Source organism: Tenacibaculum salmonis, assembly GCF_041053065.1.
Taxonomy (GTDB): domain Bacteria; phylum Bacteroidota; class Bacteroidia; order Flavobacteriales; family Flavobacteriaceae; genus Polaribacter; species Polaribacter pacificus_A.
Window position 1 is genome coordinate 805,854 of the sequence record NZ_JBFCVV010000001.1, and the last position, 19,529, is coordinate 825,382.

The following is a 19,529-nucleotide window of genomic DNA, read 5'->3' on the forward strand; positions in this document are numbered from 1 at the left end:
AAGCATCATTAGTTATGAAAAAAAAGATTTTAGGAATTTTGATAATCGCTTTTGTAGGTTTTTTAGCATATCAAGCATACATTTTTACACTTGCTAATCAAGATAATATCAAACCTATTTATTTGATACCTAGTGATGCTGTTTTTATTTTAGATACAGAACGACCTATTGATACTTGGGATGAAATTAGTGCAAGTAATATCTGGAAACATCTACAAAAAAATAGTTATTTTAAAGACATCAGTAAAAGTTTAAATACTTTAGACAACGTTATTAAAGAACAAAAAAGTATTCTTGATTTTATTGGTGAACGAGATGTATTAATTTCGGCACATATTTACAAACCTAAAAAATATGATTTTTTATATGTAATTGACTTAGAAAAATTATCGAAACTTAATTTCTTAAAAAGTAGTATTGCTAATTTAGCTGGCGAAGGTTTTAAAATTACCAACAGAGTTTATCAAAATCAAGAAATAACAGAACTTTACGATAAAACAAAAAGAGAAACCCTACATATTGCATTTATCAAAAATCAATTAATTGCTTCTTATACACATGTTTTAGTTGAAAATTCTATAAATCAATATCAAAAACCTGTTATTGGTAGAGATGTTAATTTTGTTGAAATTACCAAAGAAACTCCTGAAGATGGGTTTTTTAAATTATTTTTTCAATATAAATATTTAGATAAATATCTTTCTTGTTTTACTGATAAAACCAATACAAAAGTTATTGAAAACATTCAAAATTCACTTTATTATTCAGGTTTTGATGTTTCTTTAATTGAAGGAACTATTATTCAAGCAGATGGATATACGAACGTAAAAGAAAATTCTGAAAGCTATTTAACAGCCATTCAAAAATCAGGAAAAGGAAAAAGAACTATTGCTAGTATCGCTCCAAAAAACACGGCACTTTATCTTAGTTTTGCTTTTGATAGCTTTGATACTTTTCATGAAAATTTTGAAACTCTAAAAAAAGTAAACCCTCAAGAATTTGAAGTTTACACCAAACAAATTAAAGAAATTGAAAGCAAATTAGATATAGATATCAAAGAAAATGTATATAGTTGGATTGGAAATGAAGTCGCTTTAATTCATTTTAACTCTTCATTATCTAAAAATAAAAAAGATGTTGCTGCTATTTTTAAAACTTCAGATATTAAAAAAGCTACTAAAAACTTGAATTTTATCTTATCAAAAATAAAAGAAAAAACACCCTTACAATTTAAACAAATTAACTATAAAAATCATACAATTAATTTTTTAGACTTAAACGGATTCTTTAAAATGATAGTTGGTAATATGTTTAAAAATATGGAAAAACCTTATTTTACTATTATTAATGATTATGTAATATTTAGTGCTAGTCCTAATACTTTAAAGGAAATTATTAATAATAATATTAGTAATTACACCTTAGCTTCATCAAAAGAATTTGAAGAATTTAATTATTTATTTGATAAAAAATCTACTATTTTCACTTATATAAATACGCCTTATATTTTTAACGAAATAGTAAGTTTAACTGACAGAAAAACACAGTTTCAAATCAAAAAAAACAAAGAATATATTATTTGTTTTAATCAATTTGGTATGCAATTAACTTCTGAAGGAAATATTTTTAAAAGTACCATTACAACTACTTTTAATAATCCGAAATTAGTACTAGAAAAAATAGCTTTAGATAAAAAATTAAAAAAAGAATTAAACCTAAAGTTAATCACTAAAAAAAATACAAGTACAACAAATAGTATAGAAAGTATTTTTGATTTCAAAGAAATTCACCCGTCTGATTTAAGTGCATCTAGTTATAAAGAATATTACGATAATGGTAAGTTAAAGTTTGAAGTATCTTTAGATGATGGCTTGTTAGATGGTAGGTATAAAATGTATTATCCGAATGGAAATTTAAAGCTGAAAGGAAAATATAAAAACGGAAAAAAATCAGGTACTTGGCGAGCTTATGATGAAAAGGAAAACAACTTAATTGCCAAAAAAAGATTTTAATTGTAAATAATTAACGCAATAGTTACATTTGCGGAAGCATAAATAAAATAAAATAAAATGGGAAGAGCATTCGAACTAAGAAAAGGTCGTAAAATGAAGCGTTGGTCTGCAATGGCTAAAACATTTACCAGAATTGGTAAAGATATTGTAATGGCTATTAAAGATGGTGGTCCAAACCCAGATACAAACTCACGTTTAAGAGCTGTAATGCAAAATGCAAAGGCAGCAAATATGCCTAAAGAAAATGTAGAACGTGCAATTAAAAAAGCTGCCGATAAAGATACAAGTAACTATAAAGAAGCTTTATTTGAAGGATATGCACCACACGGAGTTGCTATTGTAGTAGAAACAGCAACCGACAATAATAATAGAACTGTAGCAAATGTACGTGCTATTTTTAATAAAGGTAATGGTAACTTAGGTACTTCTGGTTCTGTTATTTTTATGTTTGACCGTGTTTGTAATTTTACAGTAAAAAAAGAAGATATTACTGTTGATTTAGAAGAGTTAGAATTAGAACTTATTGACTTTGAAGTTGAAGAAGTTTTTAATGATGACGAAGGAATTATTATCTATGCTCCGTTTGAGCAATTCGGTGCTATTCAGTCTTATTTTGAAGAAAATAATGTAGAAATTATATCATCAGGTTTTGAAAGAATACCTGCTTCAACAACTAAACTTTCTGAAGAACAACAAGCAGATGTTGAAAAACTTTTAGAAAAATTAGAAGAAGATGATGACGTTCAAAATGTCTATCATAGTATGATTATGTAATAGCCTGAAAGCATTATAAATACACGACAAACCTACTATTTAATGAGAGGTTTTATTTTTCATATTTGTTCGTATTTATATATTTTTACTTAAATACGAACAAATAGTGAACAAATGAATTTCAATCTAATTTTAATTACATTTGAAATGAAAATATTTATTTTTATAACTTTTATATTTTGGTCACTTATACTGAAAGCTCAGGAAGGTAAAAAACATCTTGAAAATACTACTTTTATATCAAAAGTTGGTTCAATGTGTGAAGAAACAAATATACCTAGTCCTTGTGCTGGTAAAGAAATTTATTTAATACTCACTTTCTTTAAAGAAAAAGTAGCAGTTTCTGAAAAATATATTTCTACATGTGATGAAATAGAAATTGTTAAAATAGGAAATTTTAAATGGAATTTATCAGAAAAAAATGAAGTCAATATTAATTATAATACTGATACTATTATTCAAAACTCCGAATTTAATTTCTCCATTTATATGAACGATTTTAAATTTAAATTAATTGGTAATCAATTAATCGGAGAAATGAAAAAGTATAATAAAATGACTAAATATTTTTTCAAATAAAGAAATTATACTAAAATCAAATCCAATGTTTTTTTTCGTTGGATTTTTTTTGTTTCCGTTTCAATAAATTTATCAATAAAATAAATTTCTTTTGGAACTTCAAACTTAGCAAGTGTTTTTAAGTTTTTAATGGCTAATTTTAAGATTTCTTCTTCTTCGGATGAAATACTATTTTCAATAATTAAAACAAGTTTTTCTCCTAAAAAATTATCATTTATTCCAATTACAAAAAAACGGGTATTTATTATTTTTGATAATTTCTCTTCTATTTTCTCTGGATGCAATTTAATTCCTCCCGAATTTATTACGTTATCAAAACGACCTAACCATTCAAATTCTTTGTTAGAAACTAACTGAACAACATCATTAGTTATTATTTTTTCTTCGGATACTTTTGGAGCTTCAATAACTAAACATTTTCTATCATCAACAGTTATTTTTACGTTTGATAAAATAGTATAATTAGCATCTGAAACAAGTTGATGACTCTTAAAATTATTGAGTTTTTTAACTGCAATATGAGTAATTGTTTCTGTCATTCCATAAGTAGCAAATATATTTGTCGGTGTATTTTGAATAGCAGTTATTAAATCATTTGAAACTACGCCTCCACCAACAATTAATTTAGCTGTTTTATGTAATTCAGACAATGAATTTCGTAATTGTAACGGAACCATTGCCGAAAAATTATAGATTTTATTTACTTCATTTAAAGGATTCATTACAGGACTTACAACATCCAATTGCCAACCTAAAGTTAAAGCACGGACTAACATCATTTTACCAGCAATATAGTCAACTGATAAGCATAATAAAGCTGTTGTATTTTCTTTTAAATCAAAAAAATCACCTGTTGCTAAAGCCGAATTTTTCATAAATTCTTTTTGCAACTTAATCGGTTTTGGTTTTCCTGTTGAACCTGATGTTTGTACAATTACAAAATCCTTTTCATTAAACCAATCGGTTAAAAAAGTATGTGTAGCTTCTGAAATTGTATCAGCAACAGCAAGTAATTTTTCTTCGGATGAAAATGATATTCCGTTTAATTTAAAACTATTATGAAAGCGTTTATTATCCAATATTTTGTGGTTTTTGAATACTTCCTGTTAATTTTTCTTTCCAATTTTTCCATCCATATTTTTTAGAAAACACAAATAACATTAACGGATATATAGCAAAAACTAATAAAAAAAGTTCTGCACCAACAGTAGGCTCTGAAGTATCAATAAATAAGGCATCAGTTTGAAAAACAGTCCAATTTGTAGTTACTAAAAAAGCAGCTACAATATTATTTATAGCATGTACGCCTAAAGCTAATTCTGTTCCTTCATCCATTAAAGTCATAATTCCTAAAAAGAAACCTGTTCCAATATAAAATACCATCGAAATATACCCTAGTTTTTCAACCTCGGGATTTGCTCCGTGTAATAACCCAAAAGCTACAGATGTTATTATTAAAGGTAGCCATCTATTTTTTAACCAAGTTCCTAAACCTTGCATAAAATAACCTCTAAATAATAACTCTTCAAAGCTGGTTTGTAACGGTAAAAATAAAACTGATATTGCTAATAAAGTAAAAAACGGGACGGGTTTAAAATTCCAAGTATAATTTTCAGGTGTTAAAAACACACCTAAAAGCGCTATAAATATCGCAATTGTTCCAAAAGTTATAAAAGCAAACCAAAATCGGCTCCAATCAATAGATTTTCTACTTGTTACCAATGTTTTTACAGCTCGTTTATGAATAAACTTTATAGCCATAAACAAAAAAAGTAAACCAATAGCAAACATTAATATCATCATAAATAAAAACAAATTTTTATTTATACCTAAGTTCATAAAACCCGAATCAGCCGCATTAGTAAACGTATTTAAATCATCAGAATATAATATTGCTGTAATTGCTAAAGGCATAATACCTATTAATTGCCAACCAAATATTACTAAAAAAATACCACCTAAATAATAAGACCAATTATTTTCTCCTTTGTATGCTTGTTGTATAAAATTCATCTTTTAAAAATTTGATATTATTCTGATAAAAAATAAATAACGTTAATCTAAATTAAATTTCCACGCTTTTTTACTATTATAATGTAAACTTCCGTTTGATACTTCTAACGGACTTTCAAAATTATTAGTAAATAAACTTCCTGTTCCTAAGCCTTGAGGCAACGGATTTTTTAAAGTTTGCGTCCATTGTGCAATAGCATTTAAACCAATATTACTTTCTAATGCAGAAGTTATCCAATTATCGGCATGGTGTTTTTTTGCTATTGAAATCCACTCTTCACTTCCTTTGATTCCGCCAACTAAACTTGGTTTTAAAATAATGTATTGCGGTTTAATTGTTCCGATACATTTTTCTTTTTCTTCGGATGTAAAAACGCCTATTAACTCTTCATCTAAAGCAATTGGCAAAGGTGTTTTTTCACATAAATTTGCCATTTCTTGCCACTGACCTTGTTTTATCGGCTGTTCAATAGAATGAATTTCTAACTCTGATAATCGTTGTAATTTTTCTAAAGCATCTTTTGGAGTAAATCCGCCATTCGCATCAACACGTAAGGTAATTTCTTTTGATGAAAATTCGTTTCTGATAGATTTTAACAAATCAATTTCTGTTTCAAAATCGATAGCTCCAATTTTCATTTTTATAGTAGAAAAACCTTGTTGTAACTTGTCTTTAATTTGTTGTTGCATAAAGGCTTTATCTCCCATCCAAATTAATCCGTTTATGGCAATAGCTTCTTTTCCTTTGGTAAAATCAGAAGGAAATAATTCAAATTTATTTTCAGATTTTAATGATAAAAAAGCTTGTTCTAATCCGAATTGAATAGACGGGAAGCGAATCGCTTCAGCTAATAAAACCTCTAAACCTAAATTAATATTTTCACAAAACCATTTTAGTTTTTCTTCATAATCTGGCGTATCATCAATGCTTAATCCTCTGAATAAACCACACTCTCCTATTCCTATTTTATCTTCTTGTTTTAAGGTGATAAACCAAGTTTCTTTGGTTCTTAAAATACCTCGAGATGTTCCGCTTGCTTGTTTAAAATTAAGCAAATGTTTATGATAGGTTGCTTTTATCATTATGCACTATTTTTTAAGTGATTATTGGTTTTGCGTTAGGGATTGCAATGGAAATCCTTTTGTGAGGCACGAACAAAAGATTGTAATGTAAAGCCCGCTCGAACGCCCAAAAAATTATTTTTCTGACAACTCTTTTAACTGTGTTAAGCAATTCATATTTACAGCTTTAAATGTTCCTTTAAAATAAGGATACAAACAGGCTGTTAGGTATGATTTACTATTTACACTGCTATTTTGTGTAATGGTAGTTATTGTGTTGTTAGATGCGAAATTGTAGGTGTCAATTTTAATCATTTCGCTTGAATGAAACTCAAATGTTATTTTTTGATTAGGTACAAAATCTGTTATTTTTTGAACCATTTTAACCTCTTGTCCGTTGCTTTCTACAGTCATTGTATAACTACTTCCTACAACGGCTGTTTTTTGCTCAATTACTTCGATTGACTTAATATTTGGTAACCATTTTTTTGTTAATTCTGGATTTGTAAAGTTCTCAAAAACCTTATTTACAGGTTTATCTATTGTTATTTCTGTGCTATATTCTACTTCTTTTATAACAATTCCTGTTATTAAAAAAACAAGTACAAAGGCAGTTACAATTCCTAAAGTTATTTTTACAGCTTTCATTTTTTTATAATGTTATAGTTTGTCCTATTTCTAAAACAGTTAATTTTTTATTGGCTTGTGTAAATTTATTTTTTGCTTCATTTACATCAATTTCTATTGGTGGAAATGTGTTAAAATGACAACCGATTACGTTGTTACATTCAACCAAATTACTAGCAATAATTGCGTCATCAATTCCCATTGTAAACGTATCGCCTATTGGAAAAATAGCTACTGTTAATTTTGTAGTCATCGGAATTAATTTCATATCCATAGTTACAGCAGTATCTCCAGCGATATATAATGCTTTTTCTTCGGATGAAATTACAAATCCTCCTGGTTGCCCTCCGTAAGTTCCATCAGTAAATGAAGAAGTATGAATTGCGTTTACATATTTGGCTAAAAAAGTATCAACTTTAAAAGTTCCACCATGATTTACAGCCGCTGTTTTAAAACTTTTAGCACCGTAATATTGGGCTATTTCAAAATTAGAAATAATTGTTGCACCTGTTTGTGTTGCCAAAAGTTCAACATCTAAAACATGGTCTTGATGTGCGTGTGTTACTAATATATAATCGGCTTTAATATTAGTTATTTTGATATTTGATGCCAATGGATTTCCTGTAATAAAAGGGTCAACTAATAAATGTGTTCCGTTAATTTCGATACCGAAACAAGAATGACCGTAAAATGTAATGTTCATACTATACGCTGTTGTTTGTTTGTGTTTGATTATAAAACGTTTCCTAATCCAAATAAAATTGAAAATAAAAAGGTGCTTAATGCTACTTTTTTTAATTCGCCGTCTAATAATGATTCTTCTTTGTTTTTATAAACAAAAAATAAATGTTTAATAATTGGTAAATAAGCCAGTATAAATAAGAATTGTAGTAGTGATTTAAAGTTAATTACCACATATAAATTCGCAAATAAAAATGATGAAATAATTAAATAATAATGATAATATTTAGATAAAGAAGCTCCTAATTTAACTACTAAAGTATTTTTACCAACTTTAGCATCGTTTACTCTATCTCTCATATTATTTAAGTTCAAAACAGCTGTACTTAATAATCCGATGGTAATTGCAGGTAAGAAAATAGTACTATTTAATTGTTTTGTATATAAAAAGTAAGTTCCTACAACAGCTAATAATCCGAAGAAAAGGAATACAAAAACATCACCAAAACCACTGTAACCATAAGCCGATTTACCAACCGTATATTTTATAGCTGCAACAATTGAGGAAACTCCTAATCCGAAGAAAATTACTGAAAACAAAAAATTATCCTTTCCGAAGGATACATAAATAAGCGATAATGCTATTATTAAAGTGATGACAGCGGTAATAATCATTGCTGTTTTCATCTGTTTTGGCGTTATTGCTCCTGATGAAACCATACGTGCTTCTCCTTCTCTATTATCATCAGTTCCTTTGATACCGTCTCCGTAATCATTCGCAAAATTTGATAACACTTGAAAACCGATAGTTGTTAAAATAGCTAGTATAAATATCAAATAATTCTTTTCGTTATTTGGAAAAGTTGTATATAAACCTTCAATATTTATATAATTAGAAAAGTTCGCTAAAAAACTTCCAACAATAATTCCAGAAACCGATAACGGTAAAGTTCTTAAACGTGCGGCTTTTATATAATTTTTAATCATGTATTGTTTTTTAAAAAATCTCGACTCCGCTCAAATTGACAATACTTGTCTGATTGAGCGGAGTCGTAATAATGCTATAAATTATTGTTTTTATAGATTGTTTGCTTCGGCTATTAACTCTGCAATATCTTGTACAATAACTTGATCTTCTTTTAGTTTAAATTTTATACCATCGGTCATCATTGTATTACAATAAGGACAACCTGTTGCAATAATTTGTGGATTCGTTTCTAATGCGTCTTCGGTACGTAAAATATTAATTTCTTTATCACCTTTTTCAGCATCTTTAAACATCTGTGCACCTCCTGCTCCACAACATAAAGCGGTAGATTTATGACGTTTCATTTCCGTCATTTTAACACCTAAACTACGAATTAATTCTCGTGGAGTTTCATAAACATCATTTGCACGACCCAAATAACAAGGATCATGATAAGTAACACGTTTTCCTTTTAAATTTGTGTCATCTATTGATAAACGTCCTTCGCTTATTAAATTATTTATGAATTGTGTGTGATGATATACTTCGTAATTCCCACCTAATTCTGGATATTCATTTTTTAACGTATTAAATGAATGCGGATCGCAAGTAACTATTTTTTTTATTTCGTATCCGTTTAAAACTTCAATGTTCATCATTGCTTGCATTTGAAACAAAAATTCGTTTCCTGCTCGCTTTGCTGCATCACCTGTTGAACTTTCTTCGGTACCTAACACTGCAAAATCCACCTTTGCTAGGTGTAATATTTTTACAAATGCTTTGGTTATTTTCTTTGCTCTATCATCATAACTTCCTGCCGCTCCTACCCAAAATAACACTTCTGGTTGTTTTCCTTGCGCCATCATTTCTGCCATCGTTGATACTATCATAACTTACAAATTTTTGAATTACAAATCAAGAATTAATACAATTCACAACTTATAATTGTTAATTAAAAAATGTTTATTCTTCGTCTTTCCAATTTAATCTATCTTGTTGACTATACTGCCAAGGCGCTCCGTTATTTTCAATATTAGTCATCATTGAATTTAACTCTTGAGGAGCTGCTGATTCTTCCATAACTAAATAACGACGCATTTCTAAAATAATAGATAACGGGTCAATATCAATAGGACATTCTTGCACACAGGCATTACAACTTGTACACGCCCATAATTCTTCTGGAGAAATATAATCGTTTAATAATTGCTTTCCATCATCTATAAAAACACCATTATTAGCATCAATATTTTTCCCTACCTCTTCTAAACGGTCACGAGTATCCATCATAATTTTTCTAGGAGATAACTCTTTTCCCGTTAAACTTGCAGGACATGATGATGTACAACGTCCACATTCAGTACACGTGTAAGCATTCATTAACTGTACCCAGTTTAAATCTGTAACATCAGATGCTCCAAATTTTTCTGGTTCTTCTTCAGTACCTTCTTCTGGCATTGCATACGGATCTGCATCAGGGTCCATCATCATTTTTACTTCTTTAGTAACCGATGCAACATTTGTAAATTGTCCTTTAGGTTTTAAGTTTGCAAAAAATGTGTTTGGAAATGCTAATAATATGTGTAAATGCTTCGAATAATATAAATAATTTAAGAAAATTAAAATCCCTACAATGTGTATCCACCAAGCTGATTTTTCAATAGTATGTAATTCTTCTGCTGAAAACCCATCAAATAAAGGTGCTATAAATTGAGAAATTACATTTCCTGCTCCTGCTTCCTGAAAAGGAACATCCGTAGCATTCATTATTAAAAATAACGACATTAATACCATTTCAAAATAAAGAATAATATTACCATCATTCTTTGGCCAACCTGTCATTTCTTTATTCCAAAAACGTTTTACTCTTTCGATATTTCTACGGAACCAAAATATCGTTACAGCAACAAAAACTAACACTGCTAATATTTCAAAATTACCAATTAAAAATCCGTAAATGGCATTTCCTAAAATAGGCTGAAAAACACGATGTGTTCCTAATAATCCATCAATTACAATTTCTAACATTTCAATATTAATCAAAATAAACCCTACATAAACTACAATATGTAAAATCCCTGAAAGCGGACGACGCACCATTCTGTATTGTCCTAAGGCTATTTTAGCCATATTTTTCCAACGCTCAGGTTTTCTATCAGTTCTGTTGATATCTTTACCTAATTTGATATTTCTAATAAGCTTACGAACATTCATTACAAAGTATCCAATACCTGTAATTAAAATAGCCGCAAAAAGAATGTTTGATAAATATTTCTCCATCATCTATATTTATTAAGTTAATTTTGATAAGGTTATTTAGTGCTTATATTTTTAATATTCGCTTCAGAATTATATGGTTTTACTTTTTTACCAAATAATGAAATATGCACAAATCGTTTTGGATTTAACTTCATTTCTCTTAGAAGTTCTTCCATCTCTTTAGATGCATTTGTTAAATTTGTATACATTTTATCATCGGTCATTAACTTACCTAAAGTTCCTTTACCAGCATTCATATTTGCTAATAAACCGTTTACGTTTGTTAATGTTGTTTCTAATTTTTTAACTGTTTTACCTAAATTCGATTTAGTTAAATCATCTGATATTTTAGAAAAATTATCTGTAATATTCTTAGTATTTTTAAGTGTTGCGTCTAAATTTTCTTTATTATTAATCAATAAGGCATTTACTGATGTTAACGTTTTTCGAACATCGGTTATAGTACCTTCTAGACCAATAATACTTCTATTTAAGCTTTTACGAGATTTCTCATCTAACACGCTATTAATTCCTACCAATAATGAATCAGCACCAACTAATACATTTTGAAGATTTGATTGAATCGGATTCAGTTTTTCTCCTACAGACGAAAAAAGATCGGTCTCAACTTCTCCTTTTAAATAATCGCCAGAAATAGCTTTTTCGCCATCGTATTTAGGAACAATCGCTAAATTTTGACCACCCATCAAACTTGCCGAGTATATTTTAGCAACACTATTTTTAGAAAACTCTAAATCGCTTTCTAAAGATATTTCAACTAATAAAACCCCTTGTTTTTCAAGAGTTGTATTAAATGAAATATCATCAATTTTCCCTACTTTTAAACCATTTACAGTTACTAAACTTGCTTTATTTAGTCCATTAATATTTTCATATTCAACAAAAAAGTGCCTACGATTGCCACTAAATAGGTTTTCACCTTTTAAAAAATTATACCCCCAAATAAATAATACTATAATAACTACAGCAACAATACCTGTTTTAAGTTCTTTTGACATACATAAAAATTATACCACGAAAATACTAATAATTTCGGGAGTATAAATACAGATTTTCTCTAAATTAATGCTTTTTTAAAGCTTCCTTTACTGATATTCTTTTATCACCTTTAAAAGCAACCACCCAAGCATCTTTATACCCTATTTTTCTAGCTTTAATTAACGACTTTTTTACCTTTGAAAAACTAGGAGAACTTCCATAATAATACTTATAATAACCACCTATAAACATTGACTCTATGTCTTTTAAGCCTTTGAAACTACTTTTACGTAACTTTTTTCGAGAAGCTGACACCTGTACTTTAAAAATAATTTTTGAAGAAACTTTTTTGGTACGTTTCTTTTTTATTGATTTAGAAGAAGTTTTTTTAACTTTTTTAGTTTCTTTCTTTTCTGATGATTTTACTATTACTTTTTCTTGAACAGTATTTAATTTTAATCTTTTTACATAATTTTTTATAGCAGTAGCAAGTGATTTTGCCATTTTTAACTGCCCATATGATGAATTTAAAAACTTTCCTTCTGTTTTGTTTGATAAAAAACCTAACTCAATTAATACACTAGGCATAACAGTTTCTCGTAATACTAAAAAATTAGCTTGCTTTACTTTTCTATCATATCGTTTGATGCTTTTAAAATTAGTTTGAACTAAACTAGCCAAACTTAAACTTGCATCTAAATTTTCTTCTTGTAAAACAGACAAACCAATTAATGATTCGGCTGAATTAGGATCATAATCATAATTTTTTTTATAATCATCTTCTAATAAAATAACAGCATTTTCTTTTTTTACAATTTCAAAATTTGCATCATTCCCTTTTAAACCAAGAACATAAGTTTCTGACCCATGAGGTTTCCCTGAACTATTTGAATTACAATGTATAGATACAAATAAATCAGCATTTTTTTTATTTGCGATACTCGCTCGTTTATGAAGCTCTACAAAAACATCTTTTTTACGTGTATAAACAACATTTATTGTATTGTCTTTTTTTAAAATATCACCTACTTTTAGTGCTAATTTTAAAGCTATTTTTTTTTCTATGTAAGCACCTCTAGACGCTCCACCATCTTTACCTCCATGACCAGCATCAAGAACAATTGTGTATTTTTTTTGAGCAGAAACTACCGTTGACAGCCCCAGCAAAAAAAATATCGAGATTAAAAATAAAAAAAAATTTTTCAAGTGATTATATTTACTTAATTTTAAGAATTGCATCAATAAAATTTAACTATTTTTGGTTTTTGTATTTAGGCATACAAATAGTACGCCAAAGCTTTTAAATATAACACAAAAATAGCATTTATAACATTGCGAACAAATCTAACTTACATACTTTTAGTTTTCTGCCTTTTTTGTTATCAAATTAGTGTAGCTCAGGATTTTGGTAAAACAAGTATTACCTCTAAAAAGACTAAAGAAAAAACGGCTTTAAATCAATCAAAAGATAGCTTAATTGATTTAAAAAAAGAAGGACTTTTAAACTTAAAAAAAGACACTATTGTGAATGATTCGATTAAACCTAAAGAGGTTATCGATGGAATTATTACACATAATGCTGAAGATTATACCATTCAAAATGCGAAAAACAAAACGGTAACCTTATATAACAAAGCTCAAGTAACTTATACTGATATTGATTTAAAGGCAGGAATAATTGTGTTAGATTATAAAAATAACACCGTTTATGCCAAAGGAATAAAGGATAGTTTAGGTTATCATCAAAGACCAGTTTTTAAACAAGGCACACAAGAATCCGAACAAGATTCTATTTTATTTAATTTCAAAACAAAAAAAGCGCTCGTTTATGGCGTAAAAACGGTTCAAGATGGAATTATAACCTATGCCGAAAAAACAAAACGTGTTAACGATTCTACCATTTATATGCGCAAAATGCGTTTTACAACCTCTAAAAAGAAAATACCAGATTACTACATACAAACTAGTAAAGCAAAACTTGTACCTGGTAAAAAAATAATTGTAGGACCTAGTCATTTAGTTTTAGCTGATGTACCAACTCCTTTATATTTGCCTTTTGCATATTTACCTTTAAGCGACAAAAGAACTTCTGGTTTTATTATTCCTTCTTGGGGAGATAGTAATAGTCAAGGATTTTTTATGCAAAATGGTGGATACTACTTTGCTTTAAGTGATTATTTTGATTTAACTGTTTTAGGAGATTTATACACCAACGGAAGTTGGGGATTAAAAACCGAATCTAGCTACTATAAACGTTATAATTTTAACGGAAATTTCAGTTTTAATTTTGAAAATATTATTCAAGGTATTCGAGGACTTAGTGATTATAGCAAATCTTCGAACTTCAATATTCGTTGGAGCCATAGCCAAGATAGTAAATCGAGCCCAAACTCTAGCTTTTCGGCTTCTGTTAATTTAGGTAGTAGTACCTACTATAAACAATCGTTAAACGAATCAAATAATTCTGAATACTTAACAAACACATTAAGTTCATCTGTATCTTACTCTAAAAAAATTGTTGGGACTCCTTTTAACGTTAGCCTTACAGCGACACATTCTCAAAATACAGAAACAGAAGCAATAACAATGACGCTTCCTTCATTACAAGTGAATATGGATCGTATTTATCCGTTTACAGGTAAAGGAGGGGCTAAAAATAATGCCATTCAAAAAATGGGATTAAATTATAGCTTGCAAGGTAAATATCAAATAGACACAACTGATGATGAGTTTTTTACAGCCAAAATGTTTGAAACAGCTAAAAAAGGAATTCAACATAACGTAAATACAAATACAAACTTAAAAGCTTTTAAATATTTTACAGTATCACCAAGTGCAAGTTATAAAGATGTTTGGTATTTTGATAAAATTAATAAAACTTATAATCCAACACTAATAAATCCGGACACCAATAAATTAGGCGTTATAGAAAATGATTCGATTAGTGGTTTTAATCGTTTTAATGAATACAATTTCGGAGTGTCTTTATCAACAAATATATATGGTACATTTAACTTTAAGAAAGGAAGATTAAAAGCAATTCGTCATACAATAAGACCTTCTATTTCTTACGGATACCGACCTGATTTTGCAAAAGAACACAACTTACAAGTACAACAAAATTCAGATCCTACAGACTTACTTACTTATTCTCCTTTTGAAGGAGGAATATACGGTACACCTGGTAGCGGAACTTCAAATAGTATTGGTATTTCTGTTAATAACGTTTTAGAAGCAAAAGTAGCTCCAAAAGATCCTGATAGTGATGAAGAAGATAGAAAAGTTACTCTTTTAAACAACTTAAATTTTAGTACCAATTATGATATTACTAAAGATAGTCTTCGATGGAGTAATGTTGCAGTTAGCTTAGGTACTCGTTTATTTAAAGATAAATTAGCTTTAAATGCCAATATGTCTTTAGATCCTTATCAAATTAATAGTAAAGGAGAACAGATAGATAAATTTAATTCTAAAATATTTAGGATAGAAACTGCAGGAATAACAGCAAACTACTCATTATCTAGTAAAGATTTTCAAAAGAAAAAAGAAGGAGACGATAAAAAGAAAAATAACGGAAATGGTGCTCAAGATACTCCTGATCTTTTTGGACAAAATAAATCTAAAACCAACGATTTTTCAACTAGAAAAAGCAATAAAAACAAAGAAGAAACTGAAGTTAAAGAAACAATATTATACAAAAACAACATGCCTTGGTCATTAAATTTAGCTTATGCATTAAATTACACTAATAATGGGCTTGTAAGTGCTATTAGTAGTAATTCATTAATGTTTAGTGGAAATGTTGATTTATCAGCTAAATGGGGCGTTGGTTTTTCTTCTGGTTATGATGTTAAAGATAATGGATTTACTTATACTAGTTTAAATTTCTCAAGAGATTTAGATAGTTGGAAATTAAATTTTAACTGGATTCCTTTCGGAAACAATTCTTCTTATAATTTCTTTATAGGTGTTAAATCTGCTGTATTAAGCGATTTAAAATGGGATAAAAACAAACCGCCAGATAGAATATTATTCTAAATACCAAGATAAAACACACAACTTTAAAACATCATAAAATGAAAAAAATTATTACTACAGATAAAGCTCCTGCTCCTATTGGTCCTTATAACCAAGCTATTTTAAGCGGAAATACTTTATATACATCTGGTCAAATTGCTTTTAATCCTGAAAATGGAGAACTAGTAATGGATACTATTGAAATTGAAACAAAACAAGTAATGGAAAATATGAAAGAAGTTTTAGCTGCTGCTGAAATGACTTTTGAAAATGTTGTAAAAGCTTCTATTTTTATTTCTGATATGAATAACTTCAGTAAAATAAATAGTGTTTATGCTAAATATTTTAACGAAGCAACTGCACCTGCAAGAGAAACTGTAGAAGTTGCTAATTTACCAAAGTTTGTAAATGTAGAAATTAGCATGATTGCTATTAAATAATTCAATAAAAAAAATTCCTACTAATAAAATAGCAGGGATTTTTTTATGCTTTTACACTTCTTATCTAAACTTACAAAGAAGCTGAATATTCTAATAAATCAACAATTTTAGTAGCGTAACCAAATTCGTTATCATACCAAGAAATCACTTTAAAAAAGTTTTCATTTAACTCTAAACTTGCAGCAGCATCAATTACTGATATTCTAGTTTCTGATACAAAATCTTGAGAAACTACCTCATCTTCAGTATACCCTATAATTCCTTTAAATTCATTTTCTGAAGCCAATTTAAAAGTAGTCATAATTTCTTCTAAGGAAGTTGCTTTAGCTGTTTTAAAAGTTAAATCGATTAAAGAAACATCTGCTGTAGGAACTCGAACTGCCATTGCTATTAGTTTTCCTTTCATTTCAGGAATTACTTTTATCACCGCACTTCCTGCTCCTGTTGATGTTGGAATAATATTATTTATTGCCGAACGTCCTCTTCGCCATTTTTTATTAAAACCATCAACAGCATTTTGTGTAGCGGTTGCAGCGTGAACTGTAGTCATAATTCCTTCTGTTAATCCGTAGGCATCATTAATTATTTTAACTACGGGAGCTAAACAATTTGTGGTGCAAGAAGCATTTGAAAAAACCACTTCATCAGCCTTTAAATCTTTATGATTTACGCCCATCACATACATGTTTGCATCTTTTGAAGGTGCTGATATAACAACTTTTTTTGCGCCTCCTTTTATATGTAAAGCGGCTTTATCTTTATCAGTAAAAAAACCCGTTGCTTCAATAACATATGTTGCTTCAACTTCATCCCATTTTAAATTCTCAGGATTTTTATCAGCAGTAATTCTAATAACCTGCTGATTTACAACTAAGTTTCCGTCTTTTATTTCAATATCACCATCAAAACGACCGTGTACAGAATCATATTTTAATAAATAGGCCAAATACTCTACGTCTAACAAATCATTAATGGCAACTACTTGCACATTTTTTCTTTTCATGGCAGAACGGAAAGCTAACCTACCTATTCTTCCAAATCCGTTAATTCCTATTTTTATCATTGTGTTAACTATTTAATATTCTTATTTTGAAATTATATCGTCATAATATCAGTGATTCTTAAACCTCATATCTATGTTATTGTGACCTTTTACTACTTTTTTTATTTTTATAAATTAATAGTAACTCTTTTGTGCTTCTACTGATAAAATTATTCGGCACTACTATTTTATTTTTTCATAAAAAGAATATCAAATTTACTCATTTTTAGTGATTTTTTATCAAAACATAAAATCATTTTTTGAGTTTGATTGAAATTTAACGTATCAGATTATTTAACTACATTTAGCCTTTTAAATAAAACTATATGATATTAACCACTCTCGATTACTCAATTATTATAGGATTTTTTATACTTTCATTACTTATAGGTATTTGGGCTTCAAAATCTGCAGGAAAAAGCAGTGCTGAATTCTTTTTATCTGGACGAAATATGCCTTGGTGGCTGTTGGGAGTTTCAATGGTTGCAACCACTTTTGCCGCAGATACTCCTGGATTAGTTACAGAATTAGTTCGTAAAAATGGTGTTTCGGGTAATTGGGTTTGGTGGGCAATGCTACTTACGGGAATGCTTACAGTATTTTTTTACGCTAAACTTTGGCGAAAATCAGGTATTTCTACCGATTTAGAATTTTATGAATTACGATATTCAGGTAAAATAGCAGGTTTTTTAAGAGGATTTAGAGCTATTTATTTAGGCGTAATTTTCAATATTATTACCATGGCAGGAGTTTGCTTGGCAGGTGCAAAAATCGCAAATATTTTATTAGGAATATCACAAGGTGAAATGTTATTGTATTCTTCTATTATTGTGGTAATTTATTCTTCTTTAGGAGGATTAAAAGGTGTTTTACTTACGGATTTTGTTCAATTTATAATAGCCATGATTGGTTCGGTTTGGGCAACAGTTTATATTGTAAATCTTCCTGAAATAAATGGTTTATCAAACTTATTAAATCATCCGAATGTTAGTGAAAAATTAAACATGCTTCCTGATTTTTCAAATACTGAATCATTAATTACCTTATTTATAATTCCGTTTGCAGTACAATGGTGGAGTACTTGGTATCCTGGTGCAGAACCTGGTGGTGGTGGTTATATCGCACAGCGAATGTTAGCTGCTAAAGATGAAAAAAATGCTACTTGGGCAACTTTATTTTTCAATTTTGCACATTATGCTCTACGTCCTTGGCCTTGGATTATTGTCGGATTAGCTTCGTTAATTATCTTTCCAAGTTTAGAAAGTATGAATCAAGCATTCCCTAGTTTATCGCCAGAAATGCAAGGACACGATGTTGGATATGCCGCAATGATGACTTATTTACCAGCAGGTTTATTAGGAATTGTATTAACTTCTTTAATAGCTGCTTTTATGAGTACTATTTCAACTCAATTAAATTGGGGAAGTTCGTATTTAGTCAATGATTTTTATAGCCGTTTTATCAATAAAAGTGCTTCTGAAAAACAAAAAGTTGTTGTTGGTAGAGTTTCTACAGTTTTATTAATGTTATGTGCAGCTTTATTTTCTTTCTATTTAAAATCTGCAAAAGATGTATTTGATTTATTATTACAAATTGGAGCAGGAACAGGATTATTATTTATTTTACGATGGTTTTGGAGCAGAATAAACCCGTATAGTGAAATTGCAGCAATGGCTATTTCATTTGTAATTGCATTATTCTTTTTTATCAATGGAAAAATAGATAATCCTATGATTGATATTGCAGGACATTGGCAATTAATTATCGGAGTAGTTATAACAACTATCGGATGGGTTTTAGTAACACTTTTAACACAGCCTAGTGATGCCAAAACTATTGATAAATTTGAAGCCTTAATTTTTGAAGGAGAAAATAAATTTAAAAATATTGGTATAAAAATAGTCGGTTTTATTACAGGTACAATTGGAGTTTATAGTTTCTTATTTGCTACTGGAAATTGGATTTATGGTAAAACATTATTAGCTACAATATTATCAATAATAACTTTAATATGTATTTATATTTTACTAAAAATATGGAAACGTATTTCTTAATTA

17 protein-coding genes are annotated in these 19,529 nt (G+C 28.8%); 6 read left to right on the forward strand and 11 right to left on the reverse strand.

Annotated elements, in window-relative coordinates:
- Positions 1 to 14: 14 nt before the first annotated feature.
- The 3 genes from AB0T67_RS03290 (at position 15) to AB0T67_RS03300 (ending at position 3,365) form a co-directional block, all read left to right on the forward strand.
- A complete protein-coding gene (locus AB0T67_RS03290) occupies positions 15 to 2,012 on the forward strand; it encodes a DUF3352 domain-containing protein (RefSeq protein WP_369219135.1) in 1,998 nt (665 codons plus the stop codon).
- A gap of 57 nt (positions 2,013 to 2,069) precedes the next feature.
- Complete coding sequence (locus AB0T67_RS03295; protein ID WP_369219136.1) at positions 2,070 to 2,786, forward strand: YebC/PmpR family DNA-binding transcriptional regulator; 717 nt, start codon at positions 2,070 to 2,072, stop codon at positions 2,784 to 2,786.
- Between the two features lie 114 nt (positions 2,787 to 2,900).
- The gene (locus AB0T67_RS03300; protein ID WP_369219137.1) at positions 2,901 to 3,365 is read left to right on the forward strand and encodes a hypothetical protein; all 465 of its coding nucleotides are present in this window, start codon (positions 2,901 to 2,903) and stop codon (positions 3,363 to 3,365) included.
- 5 nt (positions 3,366 to 3,370) lie between these two features.
- Here AB0T67_RS03300 and AB0T67_RS03305 read toward each other — a convergent pair whose 3' ends face one another.
- The 10 genes from AB0T67_RS03305 to AB0T67_RS03350 form a co-directional block, all read right to left on the reverse strand.
- Positions 3,371 to 4,444, reverse strand: coding sequence for an AMP-binding protein (locus AB0T67_RS03305; protein WP_369219138.1), 1,074 nt, complete (start codon positions 4,442 to 4,444; stop codon positions 3,371 to 3,373).
- Positions 4,437 to 5,378: a CPBP family intramembrane glutamic endopeptidase gene (locus AB0T67_RS03310; protein ID WP_369219139.1), complete on the reverse strand. Its 942-nt coding sequence runs from the start codon at positions 5,376 to 5,378 to the stop codon at positions 4,437 to 4,439. Before AB0T67_RS03310 ends, AB0T67_RS03305 begins: the two co-directional genes overlap by 8 nt.
- A 42-nt stretch (positions 5,379 to 5,420) precedes the next feature.
- Entirely contained in the window at positions 5,421 to 6,461 is a 1,041-nt protein-coding gene (locus AB0T67_RS03315) for an o-succinylbenzoate synthase (RefSeq protein WP_369219140.1), read from the reverse strand.
- Positions 6,462 to 6,575: 114 nt separating this feature from the next.
- Complete coding sequence (locus tag AB0T67_RS03320) at positions 6,576 to 7,088, reverse strand: SRPBCC family protein (RefSeq protein WP_369219141.1); 513 nt, start codon at positions 7,086 to 7,088, stop codon at positions 6,576 to 6,578.
- Positions 7,089 to 7,092: 4 nt separating this feature from the next.
- Positions 7,093 to 7,770: a metal-dependent hydrolase gene (locus tag AB0T67_RS03325; RefSeq protein WP_369219142.1), complete on the reverse strand. Its 678-nt coding sequence runs from the start codon at positions 7,768 to 7,770 to the stop codon at positions 7,093 to 7,095.
- Between the two features lie 29 nt (positions 7,771 to 7,799).
- A complete protein-coding gene (gene menA, locus AB0T67_RS03330) occupies positions 7,800 to 8,735 on the reverse strand; it encodes a 1,4-dihydroxy-2-naphthoate octaprenyltransferase (RefSeq protein WP_369219143.1) in 936 nt (311 codons plus the stop codon).
- A 90-nt stretch (positions 8,736 to 8,825) separates the two neighbouring features.
- Positions 8,826 to 9,605 carry a (Fe-S)-binding protein gene (locus AB0T67_RS03335; RefSeq protein ID WP_369219144.1) on the reverse strand — a complete coding sequence of 260 codons (780 nt, stop codon included), beginning with the start codon at positions 9,603 to 9,605 and terminating at the stop codon, positions 8,826 to 8,828.
- A 73-nt stretch (positions 9,606 to 9,678) separates the two neighbouring features.
- Positions 9,679 to 10,998: a 4Fe-4S dicluster domain-containing protein gene (locus AB0T67_RS03340; RefSeq protein ID WP_369219145.1), complete on the reverse strand. Its 1,320-nt coding sequence runs from the start codon at positions 10,996 to 10,998 to the stop codon at positions 9,679 to 9,681.
- Positions 10,999 to 11,027: 29 nt separating this feature from the next.
- Entirely contained in the window at positions 11,028 to 11,993 is a 966-nt protein-coding gene (locus AB0T67_RS03345; protein ID WP_369219146.1) for an MlaD family protein, read from the reverse strand.
- 64 nt (positions 11,994 to 12,057) lie between these two features.
- A complete protein-coding gene (locus AB0T67_RS03350; protein ID WP_369219147.1) occupies positions 12,058 to 13,140 on the reverse strand; it encodes an N-acetylmuramoyl-L-alanine amidase family protein in 1,083 nt (360 codons plus the stop codon).
- A 165-nt stretch (positions 13,141 to 13,305) separates the two neighbouring features.
- On the opposite strand from AB0T67_RS03350, the gene AB0T67_RS03355 reads away from it, so the two are divergent.
- Together AB0T67_RS03355 and AB0T67_RS03360 are read left to right on the forward strand one after the other, a co-directional pair.
- Entirely contained in the window at positions 13,306 to 16,011 is a 2,706-nt protein-coding gene (locus AB0T67_RS03355; RefSeq protein WP_369219148.1) for a putative LPS assembly protein LptD, read from the forward strand.
- A 38-nt stretch (positions 16,012 to 16,049) separates the two neighbouring features.
- Positions 16,050 to 16,430, forward strand: coding sequence for a Rid family detoxifying hydrolase (locus AB0T67_RS03360; RefSeq protein WP_369219149.1), 381 nt, complete (start codon positions 16,050 to 16,052; stop codon positions 16,428 to 16,430).
- A 70-nt stretch (positions 16,431 to 16,500) separates the two neighbouring features.
- Here AB0T67_RS03360 and gap read toward each other — a convergent pair whose 3' ends face one another.
- Positions 16,501 to 17,493 (reverse strand): type I glyceraldehyde-3-phosphate dehydrogenase, encoded by a 993-nt coding sequence (gap, locus tag AB0T67_RS03365; protein ID WP_369219150.1) that lies wholly within the window; start codon positions 17,491 to 17,493, stop codon positions 16,501 to 16,503.
- Positions 17,494 to 17,798: 305 nt separating this feature from the next.
- On the opposite strand from gap, the gene AB0T67_RS03370 reads away from it, so the two are divergent.
- Positions 17,799 to 19,526: a sodium:solute symporter family protein gene (locus AB0T67_RS03370; RefSeq protein ID WP_369219151.1), complete on the forward strand. Its 1,728-nt coding sequence runs from the start codon at positions 17,799 to 17,801 to the stop codon at positions 19,524 to 19,526.
- The last annotated feature ends 3 nt before the right edge of the window (positions 19,527 to 19,529 follow it).